Genomic DNA, 21,554 nt, shown 5'->3' with positions numbered 1-21,554 from the left:
TATTTACACTCACCACATTCTGCAGTGTAAAGTGGGATAACGTGGTCACCAACTTCTAGACCAGTTACACCTTCACCTACCATTTCAACAATACCGCCGCCTTCGTGGCCAAGGATTGCAGGGAAGATACCTTCTGGATCGTCGCCTGATAGAGTGAATGCGTCAGTGTGACATACGCCAGTAGCAATGATGCGAACTAACACTTCACCTTTACGAGGAAGCATTACATCAACTTCTTCGATTGATAGTGGTTGGTTTGGACCCCATGCAACAGCTGCTTTTGATTTAATAAATTTGTCAGTCATTATTTTTCTCTTCTAATTTTTGCTACGTCGTTTTATATCTGCGTAGTGATTAATTTGGTGGAATCGAAAATTTCTCTCTCTCGATTCGATGAAGACTATTGTATTTATTTCTGGATAAATGATAATTGGGTTAAGTTGCAAATAACTTTTACCTAGCGGTAATAATGTTTGTTGGTATCAAAATGTAGGTAAGTAAGATGTTCCAATGGGAAGGCGTGACTGAGTTTGTTGCGGTAGCTGAGACAGAAAGCTTTACAGCAGCATCGAAACGATTAGGTATTTCAACGGCGCAAGTGAGTCGACAAGTCAGTGCGCTAGAAAATCGATTGAATACAAAACTGTTCTACCGTACGACTAGAAAGGTATCGTTGACGGAAGAAGGCAGTGTGTATTACCAACATTGTCGTCAGGTATTAGATGGTTTAGAAGAAGCAGAGCGTGCCCTGAGTAACTTACGTGGTACGCCTCAAGGCTTAATAAAGTTAACGGCACCTGTGACGTACGGCGAAAAATACATCATGCCGTTGGTGAACGACTTCATGCTGCAATACCCAGAGCTTGAAGTGAATATTGATTTAACCAACCGCCAGGTCGATCTCGTTGAAGGTAGCTTTGACTTGGCGATCCGTCTTGGTCGTTTAACCAGTTCATCTATGATGGCTAAGCGCTTAACCACACGTACTATGTATGTATGTGCTTCGCCTGCGTACTTAGCCAAATTTGGTGTACCGCATTCGCTATCTGAATTACGCCATCATAATTGTTTGATTGGTAACCTCGACCATTGGCGTTTTCAAGAATCAGGTAAAGAAAAGAGTGTGCGTGTTACGGGTAATTTAAACTGTAATAGTGGTTATGGCTTACGTGATGCGGTACTCAAAGGGATCGGTATTGCGCAATTACCTGACTATTATATTGATAAAGACTTAGACTCTGGTGCGATTGTGCCGATCTTGACGAATTACCAAGAGCCAGAAGAAGGTATTTGGGCGTTATATCCACATAACCGTCACTTATCACCAAAGGTACGTATGCTGGTAGACTTCTTAGCAGAAGAGTTACCTAAAATTAGTCATTATGACGTCTAAGCTGAACAGTAAACGTAATCGAAAGTATAAGTAATGACGATTCAAATAGAGCACAATGACGAATTCTTTATGCGTCGTGCAATGGAATTAGCCACTAAAGCTGAAGAAGAAGGCGAAGTGCCTGTTGGGGCGGTGGTTGTTCATAATGGTCAGGTTGTCGGTGAAGGCTGGAACCGATCGATTGGACAACATGATGCAACCGCCCATGCTGAGATCATGGCATTACGCCAAGCGGGTAAAGTGCTAGAAAACTACCGCTTATTAGATACTACCGTATATGTCACTTTAGAACCTTGCCCTATGTGTGCAGGTGCTATGGTACATAGCCGAGTAGGGAAAGTGGTGTATGGCGCAGACGATCTAAAAACAGGCGCTGCAGGTAGTACTATGAACTTACTCAGTTATGAAGGTGTGAATCATCATGTTGGGTTAGTGTCAGGCGTCTTAGCTGATGAATGTCGAGCACAACTGCAAGCGTTTTTTAAACGTCGTCGAGCAGAAAAAAAAGCGGCGAAGCAATTAGCTAAACAGCAAGCTGAAAATAATGACTCAATTGAGTAAGCCGCTCTAATCTAGATAAAGAAAAGCTCAGATTCAATCTGAGCTTTTTTGTGTCTTTATTCTGAGGTTGTGGTTTCAACTGCACCGGAGGTTGTAGATTTGGCTGTTGAGACTTGCTTTGATGTCTGTGCCGCTGCTGATGGTTTAGATTGTTGGGTAATCGGTGCGGTGATGGTTTGTAAGCCATCTACAATCTCTACATCGTCACTATCATGGGCATTACTATGGGTTTGTTCAAAACCAATGATGCTTTGATAGTAACGACGAATACCTTCAACATAGTTCACCGCTTCCGTACCACGAGCATAACCATAACGGGTTTGGGTGTAATACTTACGCTGCTGTAATAATGGTAAGCGCTGTTTAACATCAGCCCATGTATCCGGGTTGCCATTTTGCGCTTTAGTTAAGCGACGGGCATCCATCATATGTCCAAAGCCAATATTATAAGAGGCAAGGGCAAACCACACTTTCTCATGGCTATTGATACTGTCAGGAACACGAGCGATCATCTTACGCAAATACTCTGTACCACCTCGGATACTTTGCTCTGGATCTAAACGATCAGTTACGCCAACAGATTTCGCTGTTGGATTAGTGAGCATCATCATGCCGCGAACCCCTGTTGGAGATACCGCTTGTGGGTTCCAGTGAGATTCTTGATACGCTAATGCTGCAATTAAACGCCAGTCAAACTCATTGGCATACTTCTTAAATAGCCCTTGCCACTTAGGTAGTTTGTCATCTAATGCGCGTAAGAAGGCACGGGTATCAACGTAGTCAAATTGCTCTACATGACCAAAGTATTTTTCTTCTAATTGCGCTAACTCACCGGTTTGCTTTAAATGACCAAAAAACTCGATCAATAACGCATACAGGCTATCGTTGTTGCTGTCTTTAACAAACCAGCTAATTGGTTCATCTTCTGTAAGCTCAAGTGCAATGGCAATTTCTGGGTGAGTACGTTGCAATAGTGCAACATCGACAGAATCTGCAACCGTGTAATCAAGCTCACCATTGGCCACTTTACGGAGTAGATCGTCAATATCGGTTTCTTTGATCGATTGCCAAGTCAGATTGGGGTATTTCTTTTTCAGCTCTTCCAATTGACGTTCATGACTAGAGCTTGCGACGACCGCTAAAGAACGGTGAGTGTTAGCGAGCTCTTCTAGATCACGGGGACGACGTTTGCCTTTTTTATACACCACCACTTGGCTCGCGTAATAATAAGCAGGCGCTGGGTGGAAGCCATCAAGACGTTGAGGCGTTACGGTTAAGCCCGCAGCCACAATATCGACATCACCGTTTTTAAGTGCAGGGAATAAGCCTGATAGGGTAAACATGGTTTGCATTTCCAGTTTTACACCTAATTCTTTGGCAAAACGCTGTGCTAGCTCGTAATCAAGCCCGGTTGGGCCATCTGCACCAATATAATAGGACAGTTGATTGTTTAATGTCCCTACACGTAATACACCGCTTTCGCGAATGCGCTCTAAAGCATCTTGTGGTTTATCTTGCCACTGGCAACCACTTAACAGCAGAGTAAACATCAGCGATATAACTAAACGGTACATCTTGGTAAGAGAGTGGAGATATATCAACAACACAGACCTATTCTAAAAATGAGCTGCCATTTATATCAAAGAGGAAGAAACCGGAAAAGCCGAACCGGAAACTTGAGTGTGATAATTCATGGATTGATACAAAAAAACGAACATCAATTGATTTATCGGTTACTTTTTGCTCAAAAAATCATGTTAATGTCAAAATTACTGATAATTTGCTGATGATTGAAAAAAAAACACGCAAACGGTTGCGTCAGGTGTTACGTCACAAAAAAAAATCCCTTATACTGCGCAGGTGCTAAAGCTTTAACTCGGTGAATGAGTTAAAAACAGGGATGAGTAAGAGGTGACATTGACGTAATTCAGCCAACATTTGTTGGGGATTAGGCCAATATCACTTTTCTTTAACTGCTAATCGAGAGACGTTTGCACATGGAAATTTTGCGTGGTTCACCCGCTCTGTCTGAGTTTCGCGTTAATAAGCTACTAGAGCGTTGTCGTGAATTCGATCTGCCTGTGTCAGGTATTTATGCTGAGTTTATGCACTTTGCTGATGTATCTGCTGCCCTTACTGCTGATGAGCATAGCAAACTAGCGAGTCTTCTTACTTACGGTCCAACGATTGCAGAGCATGAGCCATGCGGTACGTTGTTACTGGTTACACCTCGTCCAGGAACTATTTCTCCTTGGTCTTCAAAATCGACTGATATTGCACGTAACTGTGGCTTACAAAGCATTAAACGTCTTGAGCGTGGTACGGCATATTACATCCAATCAAGCAGTGCACTTTCTGCCGCACAATTAGAGCAAGTTAAAGCCTTAATTCATGACCGAATGATGGAAGTGGTCGTGGATCAATTTGAATCGGCTGTTGCTTTATTTAAGCAAGCAGAGCCAGCGCCTGTGAAAAGTGTTGATATTCTTGCTGGTGGCCGTAAAGCCCTTGAAGATGCCAATATCACTCTTGGTTTAGCATTAGCAGAAGATGAAATTGACTACTTAGTAGAAAACTTCACTAAGCTTGGCCGTAATCCAAATGACATTGAATTAATGATGTTTGCCCAAGCGAACTCTGAGCACTGTCGTCATAAAATCTTTAATGCAGATTGGACAATTGACGGTGTTGCGCAAGAAAAATCATTGTTCAAGATGATCAAAAACACCTACGAGAAAAACCATGACTACGTATTGTCAGCATACAAAGACAATGCAGCAGTAATGGAAGGCTCTAAAGTAGGGCGTTTCTTCCCAGATCCTGACTCTCGTCAATACAACTACCACCATGAAGATACCCATATCTTAATGAAGGTGGAAACTCACAACCACCCAACTGCCATTTCGCCATGGCCGGGCGCATCAACAGGCTCTGGTGGTGAGATCCGTGATGAAGGCGCAACGGGTATTGGCGGTAAACCAAAAGCAGGTTTAGTTGGTTTTACGGTATCTAACCTAAAAGTACCGGGCTTTGAGCAGCCTTGGGAAACCGATTTTGGTAAGCCTGAGCGTATTGTAACTGCACTTGATATCATGCTTGAAGGTCCACTTGGTGGCGCGGCATTTAATAATGAGTTTGGTCGTCCAAACCTATTAGGCTACTTCCGTACTTACGAAGAAAAAGTGACTTCTCATGCAGGTGAAGAGATCCGTGGTTACCATAAGCCGATCATGATCGCTGGTGGTATGGGTAATATTCGTGCGGAACACGTACAGAAAAAAGAAATTCCAGTTGGCGCGAAGCTAATCGTGTTGGGTGGTCCTGCAATGAATATCGGTCTTGGTGGTGGTGCTGCATCATCAATGGCATCGGGTCAATCGGCAGAAGATTTAGATTTTGCTTCTGTACAGCGTGAAAACCCAGAAATGGAGCGTCGCTGTCAGGAAGTGATCGACCGTTGTTGGCAAATGGGTGACGCCAACCCAATCGCCTTTATTCACGATGTAGGTGCGGGCGGTATTTCAAACGCATTACCTGAGCTTGTTGATGATGGTGAGCGTGGCGGTAAATTCCAATTACGTGATGTGCCGAACGATGAACCAGGTATGAGCCCACTAGAGATTTGGTGTAACGAGTCTCAAGAGCGTTATGTATTAGCGGTAGCCGCTGAGAACATGGCTGCGTTTGACGCAATTTGTAAGCGTGAGCGTGCACCGTATGCGGTTGTAGGTGAAGCAACAGAAGAGCGTCACTTAACCCTAGAAGATAGTCATTTCGACAATACGCCAATTGATATGCCTATGGATATCTTATTGGGTAAAGCGCCGAAGATGCACCGTGATGTGAAATCACAAAAAGTTGAAGGTCAGGCTATTGATCGTAGTGGCATTGATCTAGCTGAAGCAACCCAACGTATCCTACGCTTGCCAGCTGTTGCTGAGAAAACCTTCCTTATTACTATTGGCGATCGCACGGTAACAGGTTTAGTTGCACGTGATCAGATGGTCGGCCCTTGGCAGGTACCTGTTGCTAACTGTGCGGTTACAGCAGCAAGTTATGACAGCTACCACGGTGAAGCAATGGCAATGGGTGAGCGTACACCTGTAGCACTGCTTGATTTTGGCGCTTCGGCTCGTCTAGCGGTAGGCGAGGCGGTAACGAATATTGCCTGTAGTGATATTGGTGATATGAAGCGTATTAACCTATCTGCTAACTGGATGTCACCAGCAGGTCACCCAGGTGAAGATGCCGGTTTATATGAAGCGGTGAAAGCTGTTGGTGAAGAGCTATGTCCTGCGCTTGGTTTGACAATTCCAGTTGGTAAAGACTCAATGTCAATGAAGACCAAATGGCAACAAGACGGTGAAGAGAAAGAAGTGACGTCCCCATTGTCGCTGATCATCACTGCATTTGGTCGTGTTGAAGATGTTCGTAAAACTGTGACACCTCAGCTGCGCACAGATAAAGGTGATACAAGCCTGTTATTAGTTGATTTAGGGTGTGGTAAAAACCGTCTAGGTGCAACGGCACTGGCGCAAGTTTACAAACAACTTGGTGATAAGCCAGCTGACGTTGATAGCCCTGAATTACTAAAAGGCTTCTTCTACGCAATGCAATCTCTGGTACGTGATGAAAAACTACTGGCGTACCACGATCGTGGTGATGGTGGTCTTTATGTAACACTAGCTGAAATGGCATTTGCAGGTCACACGGGTGTTGAAGTTGATATCAATACAAGCGGTGAAGATGCCATTGATGATGTGCTAGCAAGCCTATTTAATGAAGAGTTAGGTGCTGTTATTCAAGTTCGTACTGATGATCTTGATTTGGTTCAATCGGTATTGGCTGCGAATGGTCTTGAAGCATGTAGTCATGTAATTGGTACTGTAGTTGAAGAAGATGTGGTTCGTATCTGGAATGGTAACGATTTAGTACTAGAGCAAAACCGTACCGAACTTCGTGCTGTATGGGCTGAAACTACTTACCAAATGCAAGCGATGCGTGATAACCCAGCGGGTGCATTACAAGAGTTTGAAGCGAAGAAAGATACCCAAGATCCAGGTCTAAATGTGAAGCTAACATTTGATATTAATGAAGATGTCGCGGCTCCATTTATTGCTCCTGCTATTAACCTTGGCGCGAAACCACAAATGGCGATTTTACGTGAGCAAGGGGTTAACTCTCACGTTGAAATGGCGGCAGCATTTGACCGTGCCGGCTTTGATGCGAAAGATGTTCACATGAGTGACATTCTAGCGGGTAACGTGAAACTTGATGGTTTCAACGGTTTAGTTGCATGTGGTGGTTTCTCATACGGTGACGTATTAGGTGCAGGTGAAGGTTGGGCGAAATCAATCCTGTTTAACAACATGGCACGTGATCAGTTTGAAGCTTTCTTTAATCGTAACGATACCTTAGCGTTAGGTGTGTGTAACGGTTGTCAGATGATGTCTAACCTACGCGACTTAATTCCAGGTGCAGATTTATGGCCGCGTTTCGTACGCAATGAATCAGAGCGTTTTGAAGCGCGCTTTAGCTTAGTGGAAGTACAACAAAGCCCATCATTATTCTTTAATGAAATGGTTGGCTCTCACATGCCAATTGCGGTATCTCACGGTGAAGGTCGTGTTGAAGTACGTAATGCTGAGCACCTAGCGGCACTTGAGCAAGCAGATACAGTCGCACTTCGTTACATCGATAACTACGGCAAACTAACAGAGCAATACCCAGCGAACCCGAATGGTTCACCAAACGGTATTACTGGTGTAACCACCACTGATGGTCGTGTAACGATTATGATGCCGCACCCTGAGCGTGTATTTAGAACCGTTGCAAACTCATGGCATCCAGATGACTGGAGTGAAAATAGCCCATGGATGCGTATGTTTAGAAACGCACGTGTTAATATTGGCTAAAGATACATTTGCTTAAAATAATGATACCGCCCGAAAGGGCGGTTTTTTGTTCTATTTGAGTGATTATTCGATGTTTGTTTCCATTGTTGATAATAATCACATTAAAAAATGAAAAGGGAGGGTTATAATTGCGAAAATAGGATGTAATGGAAATACTATTTCCCAAAAGGAATGATTAATGGGGCAGGATATACCCACACCAATGCGTTTACGTATTGCATCGAAAATACTGGCGTTGCTTGTTGCATTAAGTCTTTTTCGTCAGGCAAATTTATTTGAACATTTCTTTAGTGACTCACCGATCGCTATCGTACCCGACATTATTCTTTGTCTTGTTTTCATTTCTGGTCTCCTTGCTTGCATTGGATTATTCAAGGAAGCGAAATGGGGTTTTTTCCCATTGTATTTTTATATTCCAGCGACAACGATGTTTTTAAAACTTAGTTTTATTCCTTATCTTCCTGATTTAGTGCCGATTACATATCGTGGACATACTATCTTAGCGATAAATAGCTTAGTGCTGATTTATTCTGTTTTTTTATTATTACGACGAATGGATAGAAACCTGATATACGAAGTTTAAATAGACTTAAATTTAGTTATGGGATCTGTAATAATGAGTGCAATTAAATCAGTTGGTTGAAAGTAATTACATTACTTCTGCTATGTAAAGGATGATGATGATGAAAAAGATTGAAGCCATTATTAAGCCATTTAAGCTTGATGACGTGCGCGAGGCACTAGCGGAAGTGGGTATTACTGGCATGACCGTTTCTGAAGTCAAAGGATTTGGACGTCAGAAAGGGCATACCGAGTTGTATCGCGGTGCTGAATACATGGTTGATTTTCTACCTAAAGTAAAAATTGAGATTGTTGTGTGTGATGAAGTAGCAGAGCAATGTATTGATACAATCGTAGAAACCGCGCAAACAGGTAAGATCGGTGATGGTAAGATCTTTATGTTTGATATTGAGCGAGTAGTACGTATTCGTACTGGTGAAGAAGACGAAGACGCGATTTAATACCGTTAATGAGATTTAAAAAAGAGGCCTTACAATTGTAAGGCCTCTTTTTATTTATGTATGACCAACCTTGTTAGTTCACATCAGGCATAACAGGGTTATAACGACCTGGCTTGTAATTCATCGCAAGCACAAGGTTTAGCATTACAGCACCGAGAATAGATAACAGTAAAATAGTTGGACTGACAAAGAAGAAAGACGCCACTAAGATACTAATATCAATCGACATTTGGATTTTACCTGCTGAAATCCCAAATTTGTCCTGAATAAACAGTACCAGTACATTGAAGCCGCCCAAACTGGTGTGATGACGAAATAAGATCAGCATACCTAATCCCATCAATAAGCCACCAATGACAGCGCAATAAACCGGATTTAGCCAGCTGATTGTGAGCACATAATGCATGTTATCAACCATCAGTGAGACAAGCGCACCAGAGAGAATGCTGGTGATAGCAAAGCTTCGTCCCATTCTAAACCATGCCATGAGGTAAAACGGACAGTTCATCAAAAAGTACAGCTTACCAAAAGAGATATCGACAAAATGGGCAAGTAATAACGCAAGGCCGGTAGTGCCTCCCGTTAAAAGCTGACTTTGCTGAAGGAAAAAGATGCCCTGCGCGACAATGAATGTCCCTGTTAAAATCGCAATGAGATTTTCGTGCAGAGGGTGTTTACTACTACTCAATCCGGATACTCCTTGTAAATAATGGCGCAATAGTAAAAGTTAATAAGAATTTATAAAAGTAGCCAACTGAAATACATAACTATGGGTTGTAATCTATTGTTTACATTTTTGTAAATGACTTTGTTTTAAAAAAGCTTGCCTTATTGATAAATTAAAAATCGATTTGTTCAGGTTTTTTGGCATGAAAGAAATTCATGGCGGAATGAAAATAAACTGACATATTCATGAAGAAAAAAATCAATTAGGGCTACCTGATTTAGATCAATTTCGGTAAGATAGCGATAATTAACAAGCAAGACGAAAACGTTTGCGTCCGCGTGGCGCCTAGCATTGCGATTTTTCAGTTTTTGCTCAAAATGGTATTTAAATTAGCTGAATCAGGAGATACACATGCTAAAGCGCGATATGAATATTGCTGATTATGATGCGGAACTATTTGCGGCGATTCAAGAAGAGACAGCTCGTCAGGAAGAACACATCGAGTTAATCGCTTCTGAAAACTACACTAGCCCGCGCGTGATGGAAGCTCAGGGTTCTCAGCTAACAAACAAGTATGCTGAAGGTTACCCAGGTAAGCGTTACTACGGCGGTTGTGAGTTTGTTGATAAAGCAGAGCAGCTTGCTATTGATCGTGCTTGCCAACTGTTTGGTGCAGAATACGCGAACGTTCAGCCACACTCTGGCTCACAAGCAAACAACGCAGTTTACATGGCACTGTTAAATGCTGGCGATACTGTATTAGGTATGAGCCTTGCGCACGGTGGTCACTTAACGCACGGTTCACCAGTAAACTTCTCAGGTAAGCTATACAATATCATTCCTTACGGTATCGATGAGAACGGTCAAATCGATTACGCAGAAGTAGAAGCGCTGGCGCTTGAGCACAAGCCAAAGATGATCATCGGTGGTTTTTCTGCTTACTCTCAAGTTGTTGACTGGAAACGCATGCGTGAAATCGCAGACAAAGTAGGCGCGTACTTCTTTGTTGATATGGCACACGTAGCTGGTCTTATTGCTGCAGGTGTTTACCCGAACCCAGTACCGCATGCACACGTTGTGACAACAACAACACACAAAACACTAGCAGGTCCTCGTGGTGGTTTGATCCTTTCTAACGAAGGTGAAGATCTTTACAAGAAACTGAACTCTGCTGTATTCCCTGGTGGTCAAGGCGGTCCTCTAATGCACGTTATTGCTGCAAAAGCGGTAGCATTTAAAGAAGCAATGGAGCCAGAGTTTAAAGAATACCAAGCTCGTGTTGTTGAAAACGCGAAAGTAATGGTTGGTGAGTTTATCGAGCGTGGTTACAAGATCGTATCTGGTAGCACAGAAAACCACCTATTCCTTGTTGATTTGATCGACAAAGACATTACAGGTAAAGAGGCAGATGCTGCACTAGGTGCCGCTAACATCACTGTTAACAAAAACAGTGTACCAAATGATCCACGTAGCCCATTCGTAACCTCGGGTATCCGTGTAGGTACACCATCAATCACTCGCCGTGGCTTTACTGCAGAAGATGCACGTCAGCTAGCGGGTTGGATGTGTGATGTATTAGATAACATCGATAATGAAACTGTTATTGCTGAAACAAAAGCAAAAGTTCTTGATATTTGTAAGCGTCTACCTGTTTACGCGTAATACAAATTGAGAATCTAATGGCATAATCTCTGTGTTATGGCGATAAAGGCTTACTCTTAGAGTAAGCCTTTTTTAATATTTGCAGATTTTAAGTTACGCACAATAAACCAACTATTAATTGCTTTTTAAGCAGAATTCGTAGAAAAAAAGGGCGAATATTCTCGTTAACGGTTTGAAATAGGTTACACTGAACCGATTGAATGTAGGAGGCTAAATGCATTGTCCTTTTTGCGGTGCGAATGACACCAAAGTAATCGATTCTCGATTGGTTGCAGATGGCCACCAAGTGCGCCGACGCCGCCAATGTTTAGCTTGTAATGAACGTTATACTACGTTTGAAACTGCCGAATTAGTGATGCCTCGCGTGGTAAAAACTAACGGTAATCGCGATCCTTTTAATGAAGAAAAACTTCGCGGTGGTATTCAACGCGCATTAGAAAAGCGTCCAGTTAGTACTGATGATATTGAGCGTGCAATCAACAATATTAAATCGTGTTTGCGTGCGACAGGAGAGCGCGAAGTGCCTTCTGAGATGATCGGTAATTTAGTGATGGAAGCATTAAAAGAGCTCGATAAGGTCGCTTATATCCGTTTTGCTTCGGTTTATCGCAGTTTTGAAGATATTCGAGAGTTTGGTGAAGAGATCGCCAAACTTGAGCGTTAAGTGTCATTGTGATGTTTACCAGTCTTGATACACGCTTGATGCTGCATGCCATCCACCTAGCAAAACGTGGTCGTTTTACTACAGCTCCTAATCCCAATGTTGGCTGTGTGATTGCTCGTGGCGAAGAAATTGTCGGTGAAGGATTTCACTACCGTGCTGGTGAACCCCATGCTGAAGTGTTTGCTTTAAAACAAGCGGGTGAATTGGCAAAAGGGGCAACGGCTTACGTGACGCTTGAGCCTTGCTCTCACTACGGACGAACACCACCTTGTGCTGAAGCCTTGATTAAATCAGGGATCAGTAAAGTGATTTGTGCCATGGTTGATCCTAATCCTATGGTTGCAGGTCGCGGTGTGGAGATGCTGCAAAAGGCAGGCATTGATGTTCAAGTAGGGCTACTGAACGAAGAAGCTCAAGCGTTAAATATGGGCTTTATTAAATCAATGACCAAGAAGATGCCCTTTGTTGAGCTGAAATTGGCATCGAGCCTTGATGGTAAAACCGCGCTAGCCAATGGTGAAAGCAAATGGATCACAGGCCCTTGTGCTCGTGCTGATGTACAGCGTCACCGAGCACAAGCTGGCGCGATTTTATCGACTAGTGCGACAGTGATTGCTGATGATCCATCGCTTAATGTGCGTTGGTCTGAGTTGGGTGAGCAGGTACAAGCACAGTACGCTCAAGAAGATGTTCGTCAGCCGACTCGGGTGATCATCGACAGTCAAAATCGTTTAACTCCGGCATATCAATTGTTTCATCTTCCGGGGAAAACGATTTTAGCTCGTACCGAAAAAGGTGATGAAGACTGGCCAGAATCAGTATCACAATGGGTTGTACCTACCCGTCAAGATAGTCAGCAGATTGATTTGACCGAACTGATGCGACAGCTAGCTGAAGCTGGTATTAACCATATTTGGGTTGAAGCAGGTGCAGGACTTGCCGGCGGCTTACTTGATGCACAACTTGTAGATAGTCTTATTTTGTATCAAGCGCCTAAACTCATGGGCGCTGATAGCCGGAGTTTAATGAATTTACCAACACTCACGGCGATGGATCAGGTTATCTATCTTAATATTACTGATGTACGTATGGTTGATTGTGATTTGAAAATTACTGCAACCATTAAACGTAGTTAATTTATAGAACAAAAATTCAAGGATTTACCATGTTCACCGGGATTATTGAAGCGACTGGAACTATCACAGCATTAACACCAAAAGGTGCTGATATCTCTGTGACGGTAGATTCTGGCAAGCTTGATCTAGCAGATGTAAAGCTAGGTGATAGTATCGCAACTAATGGTGTGTGCTTAACGGTTGTAGCACTAACAGGCAAAGGTTATGTTGCTGATCTGTCATTAGAAACATTAAAACGTACTGCATTTGCGACTTACCAAGCAGGGCAAGTGGTGAATTTAGAAAAAGCCATGTTGCCAACAACACGTTTTGGCGGTCACATGGTGTCAGGTCACGTTGATGCTGTGGCAGAAATTATTGAGCGTCACCAAATCGGTCGTGCGATTGAGTTTTGGGTAAAAGCGCCTGCACATCTTGCGAAATACATTTCAGAAAAAGGCTCGGTTGCGGTAGATGGTATTAGCCTAACGGTGAATGAGATCAATGGTGATGAATTCAAACTAACTATTGTTCCGCATACTGCATTAGAAACGACGATGGATGCATTTAAACCAGGTCGTAAAATTAACCTTGAGGTTGATGTAATTGCCCGTTACCTAGAGCGTTTAATGTTAGGTGATAAGGCTGCTGATAAAAAATCACAAGTCACCATGGATTTATTAGCAAGAAGCGGTTTTCTTGGCTAAATAAGAGATTGTTAGCTAATTAGCTAAGGTACATAAGTATTTAAGGGTAGTGTTATGGCTTTAAGCAGCGCAAAAGAAATTATTGATGATATTCGTCAGGGCAAAATGGTTATTCTGATGGATGATGAAGATCGTGAAAATGAAGGCGATCTTATTATTGCATCTGAGAAAATCACGCCTGAAGCCATTAACTTTATGGCAACTCATGGTCGTGGTTTGATTTGCTTAACATTAAGTAAAGCGCGTTGCCAAAAATTGAATCTACCTTTAATGGTTCAAGACAACACAGAGCAGTTTGGTACGCCTTTCACCATTTCTATCGAAGCGGCTGAAGGGGTAACAACGGGTATTTCTGCAGCGGATCGTTCTCGTACAGTACAAGCTGCGGTTGCACCTAACGCAACAGCGGCTGACATTGTAATGCCAGGTCATATCTTTCCTCTAATGGCACAAGAAGGTGGCGTATTAACTCGTGCAGGTCACACTGAAGCGGGTTGTGATGTGGCACGTTTAGCAGGCCTTGAGCCATCAAGTGTGATTGTTGAGATCCTAAATGAAGACGGCACTATGGCGCGTCGTCCTCAGCTTGAAGTATTTGCGGAAAAGCATGGTTTGAAATTAGGTACCATTGCTGATCTGATTGAATACCGTAATAACCATGAAACTACGATTGAGCGTGTGGCTGAGTGCCGTTTACCAACCGAGTTCGGTGAGTTTGAGATGATCACTTACCGCGACAAGATTGATAACGAAGTACACTACGCACTGCGTAAAGGTGATATTAAAGAAGGTGATGAAACGCTAGTACGTGTTCACCTACAAGACACTTTTAAAGATATTCTGCAATCAGGTGCAACCCAGTGGACGCTGCCTGCTGCGATGAAACGTATCAGTGAAGAAAACGGTGTGTTGGTGGTGCTAAGTAAGCAAGAATCAACTGAGTCGATCATTCACAAAGTGAAAAATATTGCCGCTGAAGAAGCCGGTCAACCTAAGGTGAAAGTGACGAAGAAAGATCCTTCTCGCCAAGTGGGGGTCGGCTCTCAAATTCTGTCTGATTTGGGCGTGAGCAAAATGCGCTTATTATCATCAAGCACTCAACGTTATCATTCGCTCTCAGGCTTCGGTTTAGAAGTTGTTGAGTACATTTGTGATTAAACTCACCGAAAGCAAGTGATAAAATAAACCATTCTCGGCGGTAATTACCTTGTCTTATTCTGGGTAATTATCGCTTTTAAGTACTGTTTATTGGTCGTATCAAGGACAGATAAGCAATAAATATTAACAAATATGTTGAAACCGACGGTTGTCCGTAGCAGAGATATTGCAAAGTGTGGTAGACTCCCGCGGTTTCTCAAACCGGAAAGACATAGTCACAGGAAGGCCCATGAAGGTAATTGAAGGCGCCATCGCGGCACCAAACGCAAAAGTTGCTATCGTAATTGCACGCTTCAACAGCTTTATTAACGAAAGCTTACTTTCAGGTGCACTAGATGCGCTGAAACGTCAAGGACAAGTTAGCGAAGACAACATCACTGTTGTTCGTTGTCCTGGCGCTTACGAGCTACCACTAGTTGCTCAACAGATCGCTAAAAGCGATCGTTACGATGCTATCGTTGCTCTAGGCTCAGTTATTCGTGGTGGTACACCACACTTCGATTATGTTGCCGGTGAGTGTAATAAAGGTCTAGCACAAGTTGCACTTGAGTATAATACTCCAGTTGCATTTGGTGTGCTGACTGTAGATTCTATTGAACAAGCCATTGAGCGTGCCGGTACCAAGGCTGGTAATAAAGGGGCAGAGGCTGCACTAAGCGCGCTCGAAATGGTTAATGTCCTGTCCCAAATCGAATCCTAATAATGGGGGTTACTGTGAAACCAGCCGCACGTCGTAATGCACGTCAGTTTGCTGTACAAGCTATTTACTCTTGGCAACTTACTAAAGGTAATGTTGCTGATATCGAACAACATTTTCTTTCTGGCGACAAGTTTGAAGAAGAAGAACATCAAGCTGATGCGCCAGTACTAGCTGCACCACATACTGATGTTAGCTACTTCCGTGATCTGTTCACAGGCGTAGTACTAAGCCACCAAGAACTTGATAGCAAGATGCGTCCATACTTGTCTCGTCCTCTACAGGATCTAGACCAAATGGAACTAGCACTACTTCGTCTTGCAATGTACGAAATGGTTAAACGTGAAGACGTACCATTTAAAGTTGTTATCAACGAAGCAATCGAACTAGCTAAGCTATTCGGTGCTGAAGATAGCCACAAGTTCGTAAATGGTGTACTTGATAAAGCTGCACCAACACTTCGTAAAGAAAAGTAATTTTCTGAAGTACGAGAGTAGATAAAAGAAGTCAGCATTGCTGGCTTTTTTTTTATCTACTTTTGTTTATTTTATCGTGACAACAAACTCACCTTAAAAGTGAGTGGGAATGGATGAGTAAAGCGATAATGGCAACAGGTGAATTTGATTTAATTGGGCGCTATTTCGAGCATCAGAAGATCAACCGTCCGGATGTTGACCTTGCGATTGGTGATGATTGTGCGTTACTGCGTGTGCCCGATGGATATCAGTTAGCGATCAGTACCGATTCGCTGGTGGCGGGCACGCATTTTCTTGAAGATGCCGATCCTAAGCTGGTGGCACATAAAGCCTTAGCTTCAAATTTAAGTGATTTAGCTGCTATGGGCGCAACCCCTGCTTGGGTGTCTTTGGCGCTAACCTTACCATCGTTTGATGAACAATGGCTCAGTGCGTTTTGTGACGGCTTTTTCCAATTAGCAGAGCAATATAATGTGCAGTTAATTGGCGGTGATACCACTAAAGGGCCACTCAGTATTACATTAACCGTGCAAGGTTTTGTACCTGTGGGGCAAGCATTAACTCGTAGTGGTGCAAGACCAACAGATGCAATATATGTTACCGGTCAATTAGGTGATAGTGCTGCAGGTTTAGCGTTATTATTAAAAGATAAACAGTGTGATAATACAGTATTGTCACAAGCATTAATGACGCGTCATTTTATGACTGTGCCGCAAGTTGAAGCGGGCACATTACTGCGCGGTAAAGCATCGGCAGCATTAGATATTTCAGATGGTCTTATCGCTGATCTTGGTCATATTTTAAAACGCTCTAATGTTGGTGCTGCAATTTATACAGAAGCACTACCAATATCTGCTGAGCTTGCTGCGTTTTGTGAAACACCTGAGCAAGCACAACAGATGGCGCTGAGCAGTGGTGAAGAGTATCAATTGTGCTTTACTGTGCCAGTAGAGCAGTGTGATGACGTTGAAGCATTAATGGCGAAACAAGGTATTCAGATCTCTCGAATTGGTCAATTAACCGAGAATAAAGGCATTGTACTGCTTAATAATGGTGAGCCAGTTAATTGGCAATTATCCGGTTGGGATCATTTCGAGAGCGAAAGTAAATAAGGTATAGAACGTGTCAACCAATCCTAAAGATTTATTAAAAATGAGTAACCCGTGGCACTTATTAGCGACAGGGTTTGGTAGCGGTTTAGCGAAATATGTGCCGGGTACAATGGGGACATTAGCTGCAATCCCGTTCTACCTGTTGTTAGCCCAATTGCCTTTTGGTTGGTACTTAGTCGCTGTGCTTGTTGCTGCATTAATTGGCGTGAAAATTTGTACCATTACTTCTGGTGACATGAAGGTACACGATCACGGCAGTATCGTATGGGATGAGTTTGTTGGCTTTTGGATCACTATGGCAATAGCTCCTACAGTAAGTTGGCAATGGGTATTAACTGGTTTTATCCTATTCCGTTTCTTCGACATGGTAAAACCTTGGCCTATCAGTTGGTTAGATAAGCATGTCAAAGGCGGCTTTGGGATCATGGTCGATGACATTCTTGCAGGTTTCATGGCAATGATTGCTTTATGGGTCGTAGGCTATTGGCTTGGTTTTTAATAACTGACTTCTTGAGTATTAAGTTTTTCGAAGAATAGTTTTTTAGTTGTTTTTATTCTGTAAATGGATATAGCTTAATTCTTTTGCTATCTATTATTGTTCTCAAATAGTTGATTGTAGATAAAAATAAAAAAGGCATGTTCTAAATGAACATGCCTTTATTGCTTTTTAACTTATGATCTTATTGTTTGATCACTTTCACTTTGTACACGCCATCAATGTTGTAAACACCGTGGATATCTGTTTCAAAGCCTGGGAAGTGATTACCAATTTCACATAGCATTTCAAGGAAATCTAGCACTGGACGAGATTGTTCCGTTACCATTTCACCCGGAAGTACAACAGGTACACCTGGAGGATAAGGTAGGATCATATTGGCACTGATTTCATTTACCATTTCGGATAGTGGAATTTCGCGCACTTTACCTCGTAACTCCTGTTGCCATGCGTCATGCGGTGTCATCTTCATTTCTGGTAATACATCAAATGCTTTGTACATCAGTTCTGGCAATTGGAATTTCACAGTGAGATCGTGAATACCTTGTGCTAGATCTTGAACACGCATATTGGCGTAGAACTGAGGATCTTCTTGGTATAGAGATGGTAAGAATGACTTGATAGTCATGTTACGATCGTAGCCACGTTTAAACTCAGTTAATGCACGAAGAAGCTGCATTGCTTTTGGTTTATCAATACCAATTGAGAACAAGAATAATAGGCTGTATGGACCTGTTTTTTCAACAACGATACCGTGTTGGTCAAGGAACTTAGCCACAATAGAAGCCGGAATACCTGTTTCAGATAGTTCGCCTTCTTCGTTCATTCCTGGTGTCAACAACGTGATTTTGATTGGATCAAGGAACATATGATCCTCATCGATGTTCTTGAAACCATGCCATTTTTCATTGGGTTTTAGGTTCCAACATTCTGTTGTTTCAATGTTCTCTGGTTGCCATACATCAAAGAACCAACCATCACATTCCGAACGTAGCTTTTTGATCTCTTTACGGAAACGAATCGCGCGATCGATTGAATCTTGAATTAAACGACGACCAGCGTTGCCATGCATCATTGCAGCAGAAATTTCAGCAGACGCCACAATACCGTATTGTGGTGATGTTGAGGTGTGCATCATGAATGCTTCGTTGAAAGATTCTTCTTCAAGTTGACCTTTAACATGGATCATTGAAGCTTGTGAGAATGCGGCCAATAGTTTGTGTGTTGATTGAGTTTCATAAAACACTTTCCCCGGGATAGCTTCACCACTCATACCGCACTTACCTTCGTAAATAGGGTTAAAGTTAGTGTAAGGCACCCAAGCACTATCAAAGTGGATAAACTTAGTATCCAGCGACTCTTTGATAAATTGGGTATTGTAGAACAAACCATCGTAAGTAGAGTTAGTTACTACTGCATAACCTGGCTTTGTTGCACCTGGCGTATTTGCTACTTTTTCAGCAATCACTTCACGGCTAAATTCACTTTTAGGAATACCACCTAAAATACCGTAAGCATTACGTGTTGGGCGGAAGTAAATCGGAACCACATCGGTCATCATCATCATATGAGTTAATGATTTATGACAGTTACGGTCAACAAGTACTGTGCTGCCTGCTGGTGCTGAGAACATACCCACAATCTTGTTCGCGGTAGAAGTACCGTTGGTAACAATGTATGAACGATCAGCATTGAATGTACGCGCAATGTATTGTTCAGCTTCTTTATGAGGGCCTGAATGATCTAATAGTGAACCAAGTTCTGGCATCGAAATCGAAATGTCTGCTTTGAATGTATTTGCACCATAGAAATCATAGAAAATACTCCCCACAGGGCTCTTGTTAAATGCAGTACCTGACATATGGCCTGGAGTACAAAAAGTATATTTTGCCTCATCAACATAGTTAAATAATGCTTTTGTTAGCGGTGGGAGAATACTGTCTTTGTAATCTTGATTCGCTTGATCAATCTTGTGTGCAATATCTTTTGCGCTACCTAGGCTGTATTCGAAGAAATAGATATTTAAACGAAGATCGGCAAGGTTAATATCAAGAGTAGAGTGCTCATTGGCAAAAGCGAATAGCGGTAACTTCTCATTCACTTTATTAATTTGCTGGCACAGATCTAGAGAATAGGTATCCCAATCGAAGATAACGCCACTGATACGTGGGTTCATTTCCAGTAACTTCAGTAAATCTTTTTCATCAACAGGGTAGACAGTCTTGTAACCTAAAGCCGTCAGTGATTGTTCTAATTCTTGTACTGGGTATTTTTTAAAGAAAACGCCTAAGTTATTTAATATTGCAATAGTATTCATTTTTGAATTTCTCCAAAGTGAGAGAGGGCGCATCATGCCCATATGGGTGATGTATTGATGCGCCTTAAATTAATTTAAAAAGTGAGTGGTAGAGCGAGATTACGCTTTGTTCTGTTGCTCTAGTTGTAAGTGCTGACGGAAGCCAAGCTTGCGAGCATAGAAAATAAAGATGGCTAGAGAGACCACGAAGGTTGCTGCTAATGCTGATGGGTCGGCACCAATCAGTGCGATGAAGCAGAAGATACAAGCTACCCCAGAGAACAACATCACAAAGACATTACGGGTTGTCATACCTTCGTAACGGATTAAGTTCACCGCAGAGTAGAAGTAAGGCAGCATCGTTAGCAATACAGCATCTGATGTTAAGATATCGAATAAGTTAGAAGCGTGGCTGTCACTTGAACTGAACACCGTAATAGCAATCATTAAGATAGTCATCATAACTGAAGCTAAAACAAGACCTTTCTTCGCCACACCATTTTTATCGGTTTCGCCAAATACCGCAGGGAAGTTACCGTCATTAGCTGCACGTTTACCCGCCTCACCAACTAACATCATCCATGAACCTAATGATGTAAAGCATGCTAAAGCAGTAAAGGCTGCAACAAATGGAGCACTCCACTTACCAAAGATTGCTGTTGTTGCAAGTGCAAATGGTGCGCCTGATGCCGCAACTTCAGAAGCTGGGAACATACCAGCGATAACTTGAGTTGAAAGGATGTAAATAACACCCGCAATAACAGTACCTAACAGTGTTGCAAGTGGAACTGTTTTCTTCGGATTTTTTACCATACCCGATGATACTGCCGCTGATTCAACACCCACGAATGACCAAAGAGTAATCAGTACGGCACTTACAATTGCGTGTGAATTAGAGCCATGAGATGTGTTCCAGTTTTGCATATACATTGCAGAGTCGAAATGACCCCAGCCAATGATAGCTGTACCAATAATTGGAATAAGGATTAGAACAAGGCCTAATGTACATAAGCGGCTTACCCAAGAACCACCAAGTAAGTTGATTACAGTAAAAATCCAAACTGATGCAATCGTAGCAATTGCTGCAGGGATCGTATTATTTAAAATGGGGAAGAAAACTGAAAGGTAAGATACCCCTGTAATCGCAATGGCAAGATTACCAATCCAGTTTGCGTGGTAGTAAAGAACACCTGTTTGGAAGCCAAATGCAGGAGATACCTCGCCAGCATAAGCAATAGGGCCACCTTCTTGAGGATTGCTGGTTGCAAGACGTGCATAAACAAATGCTAATGATAGAGCACCAATTAAGCAGATAATCCAGCTAAAGATAGAAATGGAACCTACTTTTGCTAGTGTTGAAGGAAGTAGTGCAATACCACTCCCCATCATGTTACCAGCAACAACACCAGTGCAGGCTATTAAACCTATTTTTTTAGATGTATCAGACGACATGTAACAATCTCCAATATGTCGTGATATTTGAGGACTCTCAAATATGTTTTATTTCAAGATATGAACAAAAACACTTCTTCTTAATCTGAGTAAGAGGAATTGATTTTTAAATTACAGGAGTTTTTTTTAAGTTTTTAATCATTTTCTACTCAAGAATTGAA

General features: G+C 42.4%; 19 protein-coding genes. 14 read left to right on the top strand and 5 right to left on the bottom strand.

Translation table 11 applies throughout. The features are described from left to right. A partial coding sequence (locus E5A76_RS19110) for an alcohol dehydrogenase catalytic domain-containing protein (RefSeq protein WP_161119885.1) occupies positions 1 to 305 on the bottom strand: 305 nt, incomplete at its 3' end. 197 nt (positions 306 to 502) lie between these two features. On the opposite strand from E5A76_RS19110, the gene E5A76_RS19105 reads away from it, so the two are divergent. Together E5A76_RS19105 and tadA are read left to right on the top strand one after the other, a co-directional pair. Then, a complete protein-coding gene (locus E5A76_RS19105) occupies positions 503 to 1,393 on the top strand; it encodes a LysR substrate-binding domain-containing protein (RefSeq protein ID WP_161119884.1) in 891 nt (296 codons plus the stop codon). 33 nt (positions 1,394 to 1,426) lie between these two features. Then, the gene (tadA, locus tag E5A76_RS19100) at positions 1,427 to 1,954 is read left to right on the top strand and encodes a tRNA adenosine(34) deaminase TadA (RefSeq protein WP_107164833.1); all 528 of its coding nucleotides are present in this window, start codon (positions 1,427 to 1,429) and stop codon (positions 1,952 to 1,954) included. Between the two features lie 56 nt (positions 1,955 to 2,010). Here the strand turns inward: tadA and mltF are convergent, their stop codons facing one another. Further along, a complete protein-coding gene (gene mltF, locus E5A76_RS19095; RefSeq protein ID WP_237459293.1) occupies positions 2,011 to 3,504 on the bottom strand; it encodes a membrane-bound lytic murein transglycosylase MltF in 1,494 nt (497 codons plus the stop codon). Between the two features lie 447 nt (positions 3,505 to 3,951). Here mltF and purL point away from each other — a divergent pair, with 447 nt between their 5' ends. From purL to glnB, 3 genes are all read left to right on the top strand, one after another. After that, complete coding sequence (gene purL, locus E5A76_RS19090; protein ID WP_161119883.1) at positions 3,952 to 7,869, top strand: phosphoribosylformylglycinamidine synthase; 3,918 nt, start codon at positions 3,952 to 3,954, stop codon at positions 7,867 to 7,869. Positions 7,870 to 8,047: 178 nt separating this feature from the next. Beyond that, positions 8,048 to 8,452: a hypothetical protein gene (locus E5A76_RS19085; protein WP_053988613.1), complete on the top strand. Its 405-nt coding sequence runs from the start codon at positions 8,048 to 8,050 to the stop codon at positions 8,450 to 8,452. A 100-nt stretch (positions 8,453 to 8,552) separates the two neighbouring features. Next, positions 8,553 to 8,891: a nitrogen regulatory protein P-II gene (gene glnB / locus E5A76_RS19080; protein WP_008986345.1), complete on the top strand. Its 339-nt coding sequence runs from the start codon at positions 8,553 to 8,555 to the stop codon at positions 8,889 to 8,891. Between the two features lie 73 nt (positions 8,892 to 8,964). Here the strand turns inward: glnB and E5A76_RS19075 are convergent, their stop codons facing one another. Beyond that, entirely contained in the window at positions 8,965 to 9,579 is a 615-nt protein-coding gene (locus tag E5A76_RS19075; RefSeq protein WP_161119882.1) for a YitT family protein, read from the bottom strand. Positions 9,580 to 9,969: 390 nt separating this feature from the next. On the opposite strand from E5A76_RS19075, the gene glyA reads away from it, so the two are divergent. From glyA to pgpA, 9 genes are all read left to right on the top strand, one after another. Beyond that, positions 9,970 to 11,220: a serine hydroxymethyltransferase gene (gene glyA, locus E5A76_RS19070; protein WP_053988611.1), complete on the top strand. Its 1,251-nt coding sequence runs from the start codon at positions 9,970 to 9,972 to the stop codon at positions 11,218 to 11,220. 214 nt (positions 11,221 to 11,434) lie between these two features. Continuing rightward, positions 11,435 to 11,884 (top strand): transcriptional regulator NrdR, encoded by a 450-nt coding sequence (gene nrdR, locus E5A76_RS19065; protein WP_008986348.1) that lies wholly within the window; start codon positions 11,435 to 11,437, stop codon positions 11,882 to 11,884. Between the two features lie 11 nt (positions 11,885 to 11,895). Continuing rightward, the gene (gene ribD, locus E5A76_RS19060) at positions 11,896 to 13,020 is read left to right on the top strand and encodes a bifunctional diaminohydroxyphosphoribosylaminopyrimidine deaminase/5-amino-6-(5-phosphoribosylamino)uracil reductase RibD (protein ID WP_161119881.1); all 1,125 of its coding nucleotides are present in this window, start codon (positions 11,896 to 11,898) and stop codon (positions 13,018 to 13,020) included. Positions 13,021 to 13,049: 29 nt separating this feature from the next. Next, positions 13,050 to 13,706 (top strand): riboflavin synthase, encoded by a 657-nt coding sequence (locus tag E5A76_RS19055; protein ID WP_053988609.1) that lies wholly within the window; start codon positions 13,050 to 13,052, stop codon positions 13,704 to 13,706. Between the two features lie 54 nt (positions 13,707 to 13,760). Further along, complete coding sequence (ribBA, locus tag E5A76_RS19050; protein WP_107164838.1) at positions 13,761 to 14,864, top strand: bifunctional 3,4-dihydroxy-2-butanone-4-phosphate synthase/GTP cyclohydrolase II; 1,104 nt, start codon at positions 13,761 to 13,763, stop codon at positions 14,862 to 14,864. A gap of 229 nt (positions 14,865 to 15,093) precedes the next feature. Further along, positions 15,094 to 15,564 (top strand): 6,7-dimethyl-8-ribityllumazine synthase, encoded by a 471-nt coding sequence (gene ribH / locus E5A76_RS19045; RefSeq protein WP_008986352.1) that lies wholly within the window; start codon positions 15,094 to 15,096, stop codon positions 15,562 to 15,564. Positions 15,565 to 15,566: 2 nt separating this feature from the next. Next, positions 15,567 to 16,037 carry a transcription antitermination factor NusB gene (gene nusB / locus E5A76_RS19040; protein ID WP_005370080.1) on the top strand — a complete coding sequence of 157 codons (471 nt, stop codon included), beginning with the start codon at positions 15,567 to 15,569 and terminating at the stop codon, positions 16,035 to 16,037. 128 nt (positions 16,038 to 16,165) lie between these two features. Continuing rightward, positions 16,166 to 17,149 (top strand): thiamine-phosphate kinase, encoded by a 984-nt coding sequence (gene thiL / locus E5A76_RS19035; RefSeq protein ID WP_161119886.1) that lies wholly within the window; start codon positions 16,166 to 16,168, stop codon positions 17,147 to 17,149. Positions 17,150 to 17,159: 10 nt separating this feature from the next. Then, on the top strand, positions 17,160 to 17,648 hold the full coding sequence (pgpA, locus tag E5A76_RS19030; protein WP_008986354.1) for a phosphatidylglycerophosphatase A: 489 nt from the start codon (positions 17,160 to 17,162) through the stop codon (positions 17,646 to 17,648). Between the two features lie 181 nt (positions 17,649 to 17,829). Here the strand turns inward: pgpA and cadA are convergent, their stop codons facing one another. After that, on the bottom strand, positions 17,830 to 19,962 hold the full coding sequence (cadA, locus tag E5A76_RS19025) for a lysine decarboxylase (RefSeq protein ID WP_161119880.1): 2,133 nt from the start codon (positions 19,960 to 19,962) through the stop codon (positions 17,830 to 17,832). Between the two features lie 99 nt (positions 19,963 to 20,061). Continuing rightward, positions 20,062 to 21,393, bottom strand: coding sequence for a cadaverine/lysine antiporter (cadB, locus tag E5A76_RS19020; protein ID WP_107164841.1), 1,332 nt, complete (start codon positions 21,391 to 21,393; stop codon positions 20,062 to 20,064). Positions 21,394 to 21,554 lie beyond the last annotated feature (161 nt).

This window comes from Photobacterium lucens, assembly GCF_009873615.1.
GTDB lineage: Bacteria > Pseudomonadota > Gammaproteobacteria > Enterobacterales > Vibrionaceae > Photobacterium > Photobacterium lucens.
The sequence above is the reverse complement of the archived record's forward strand: the minus strand, read 5'-3'. Positions and strand labels throughout refer to the sequence as shown.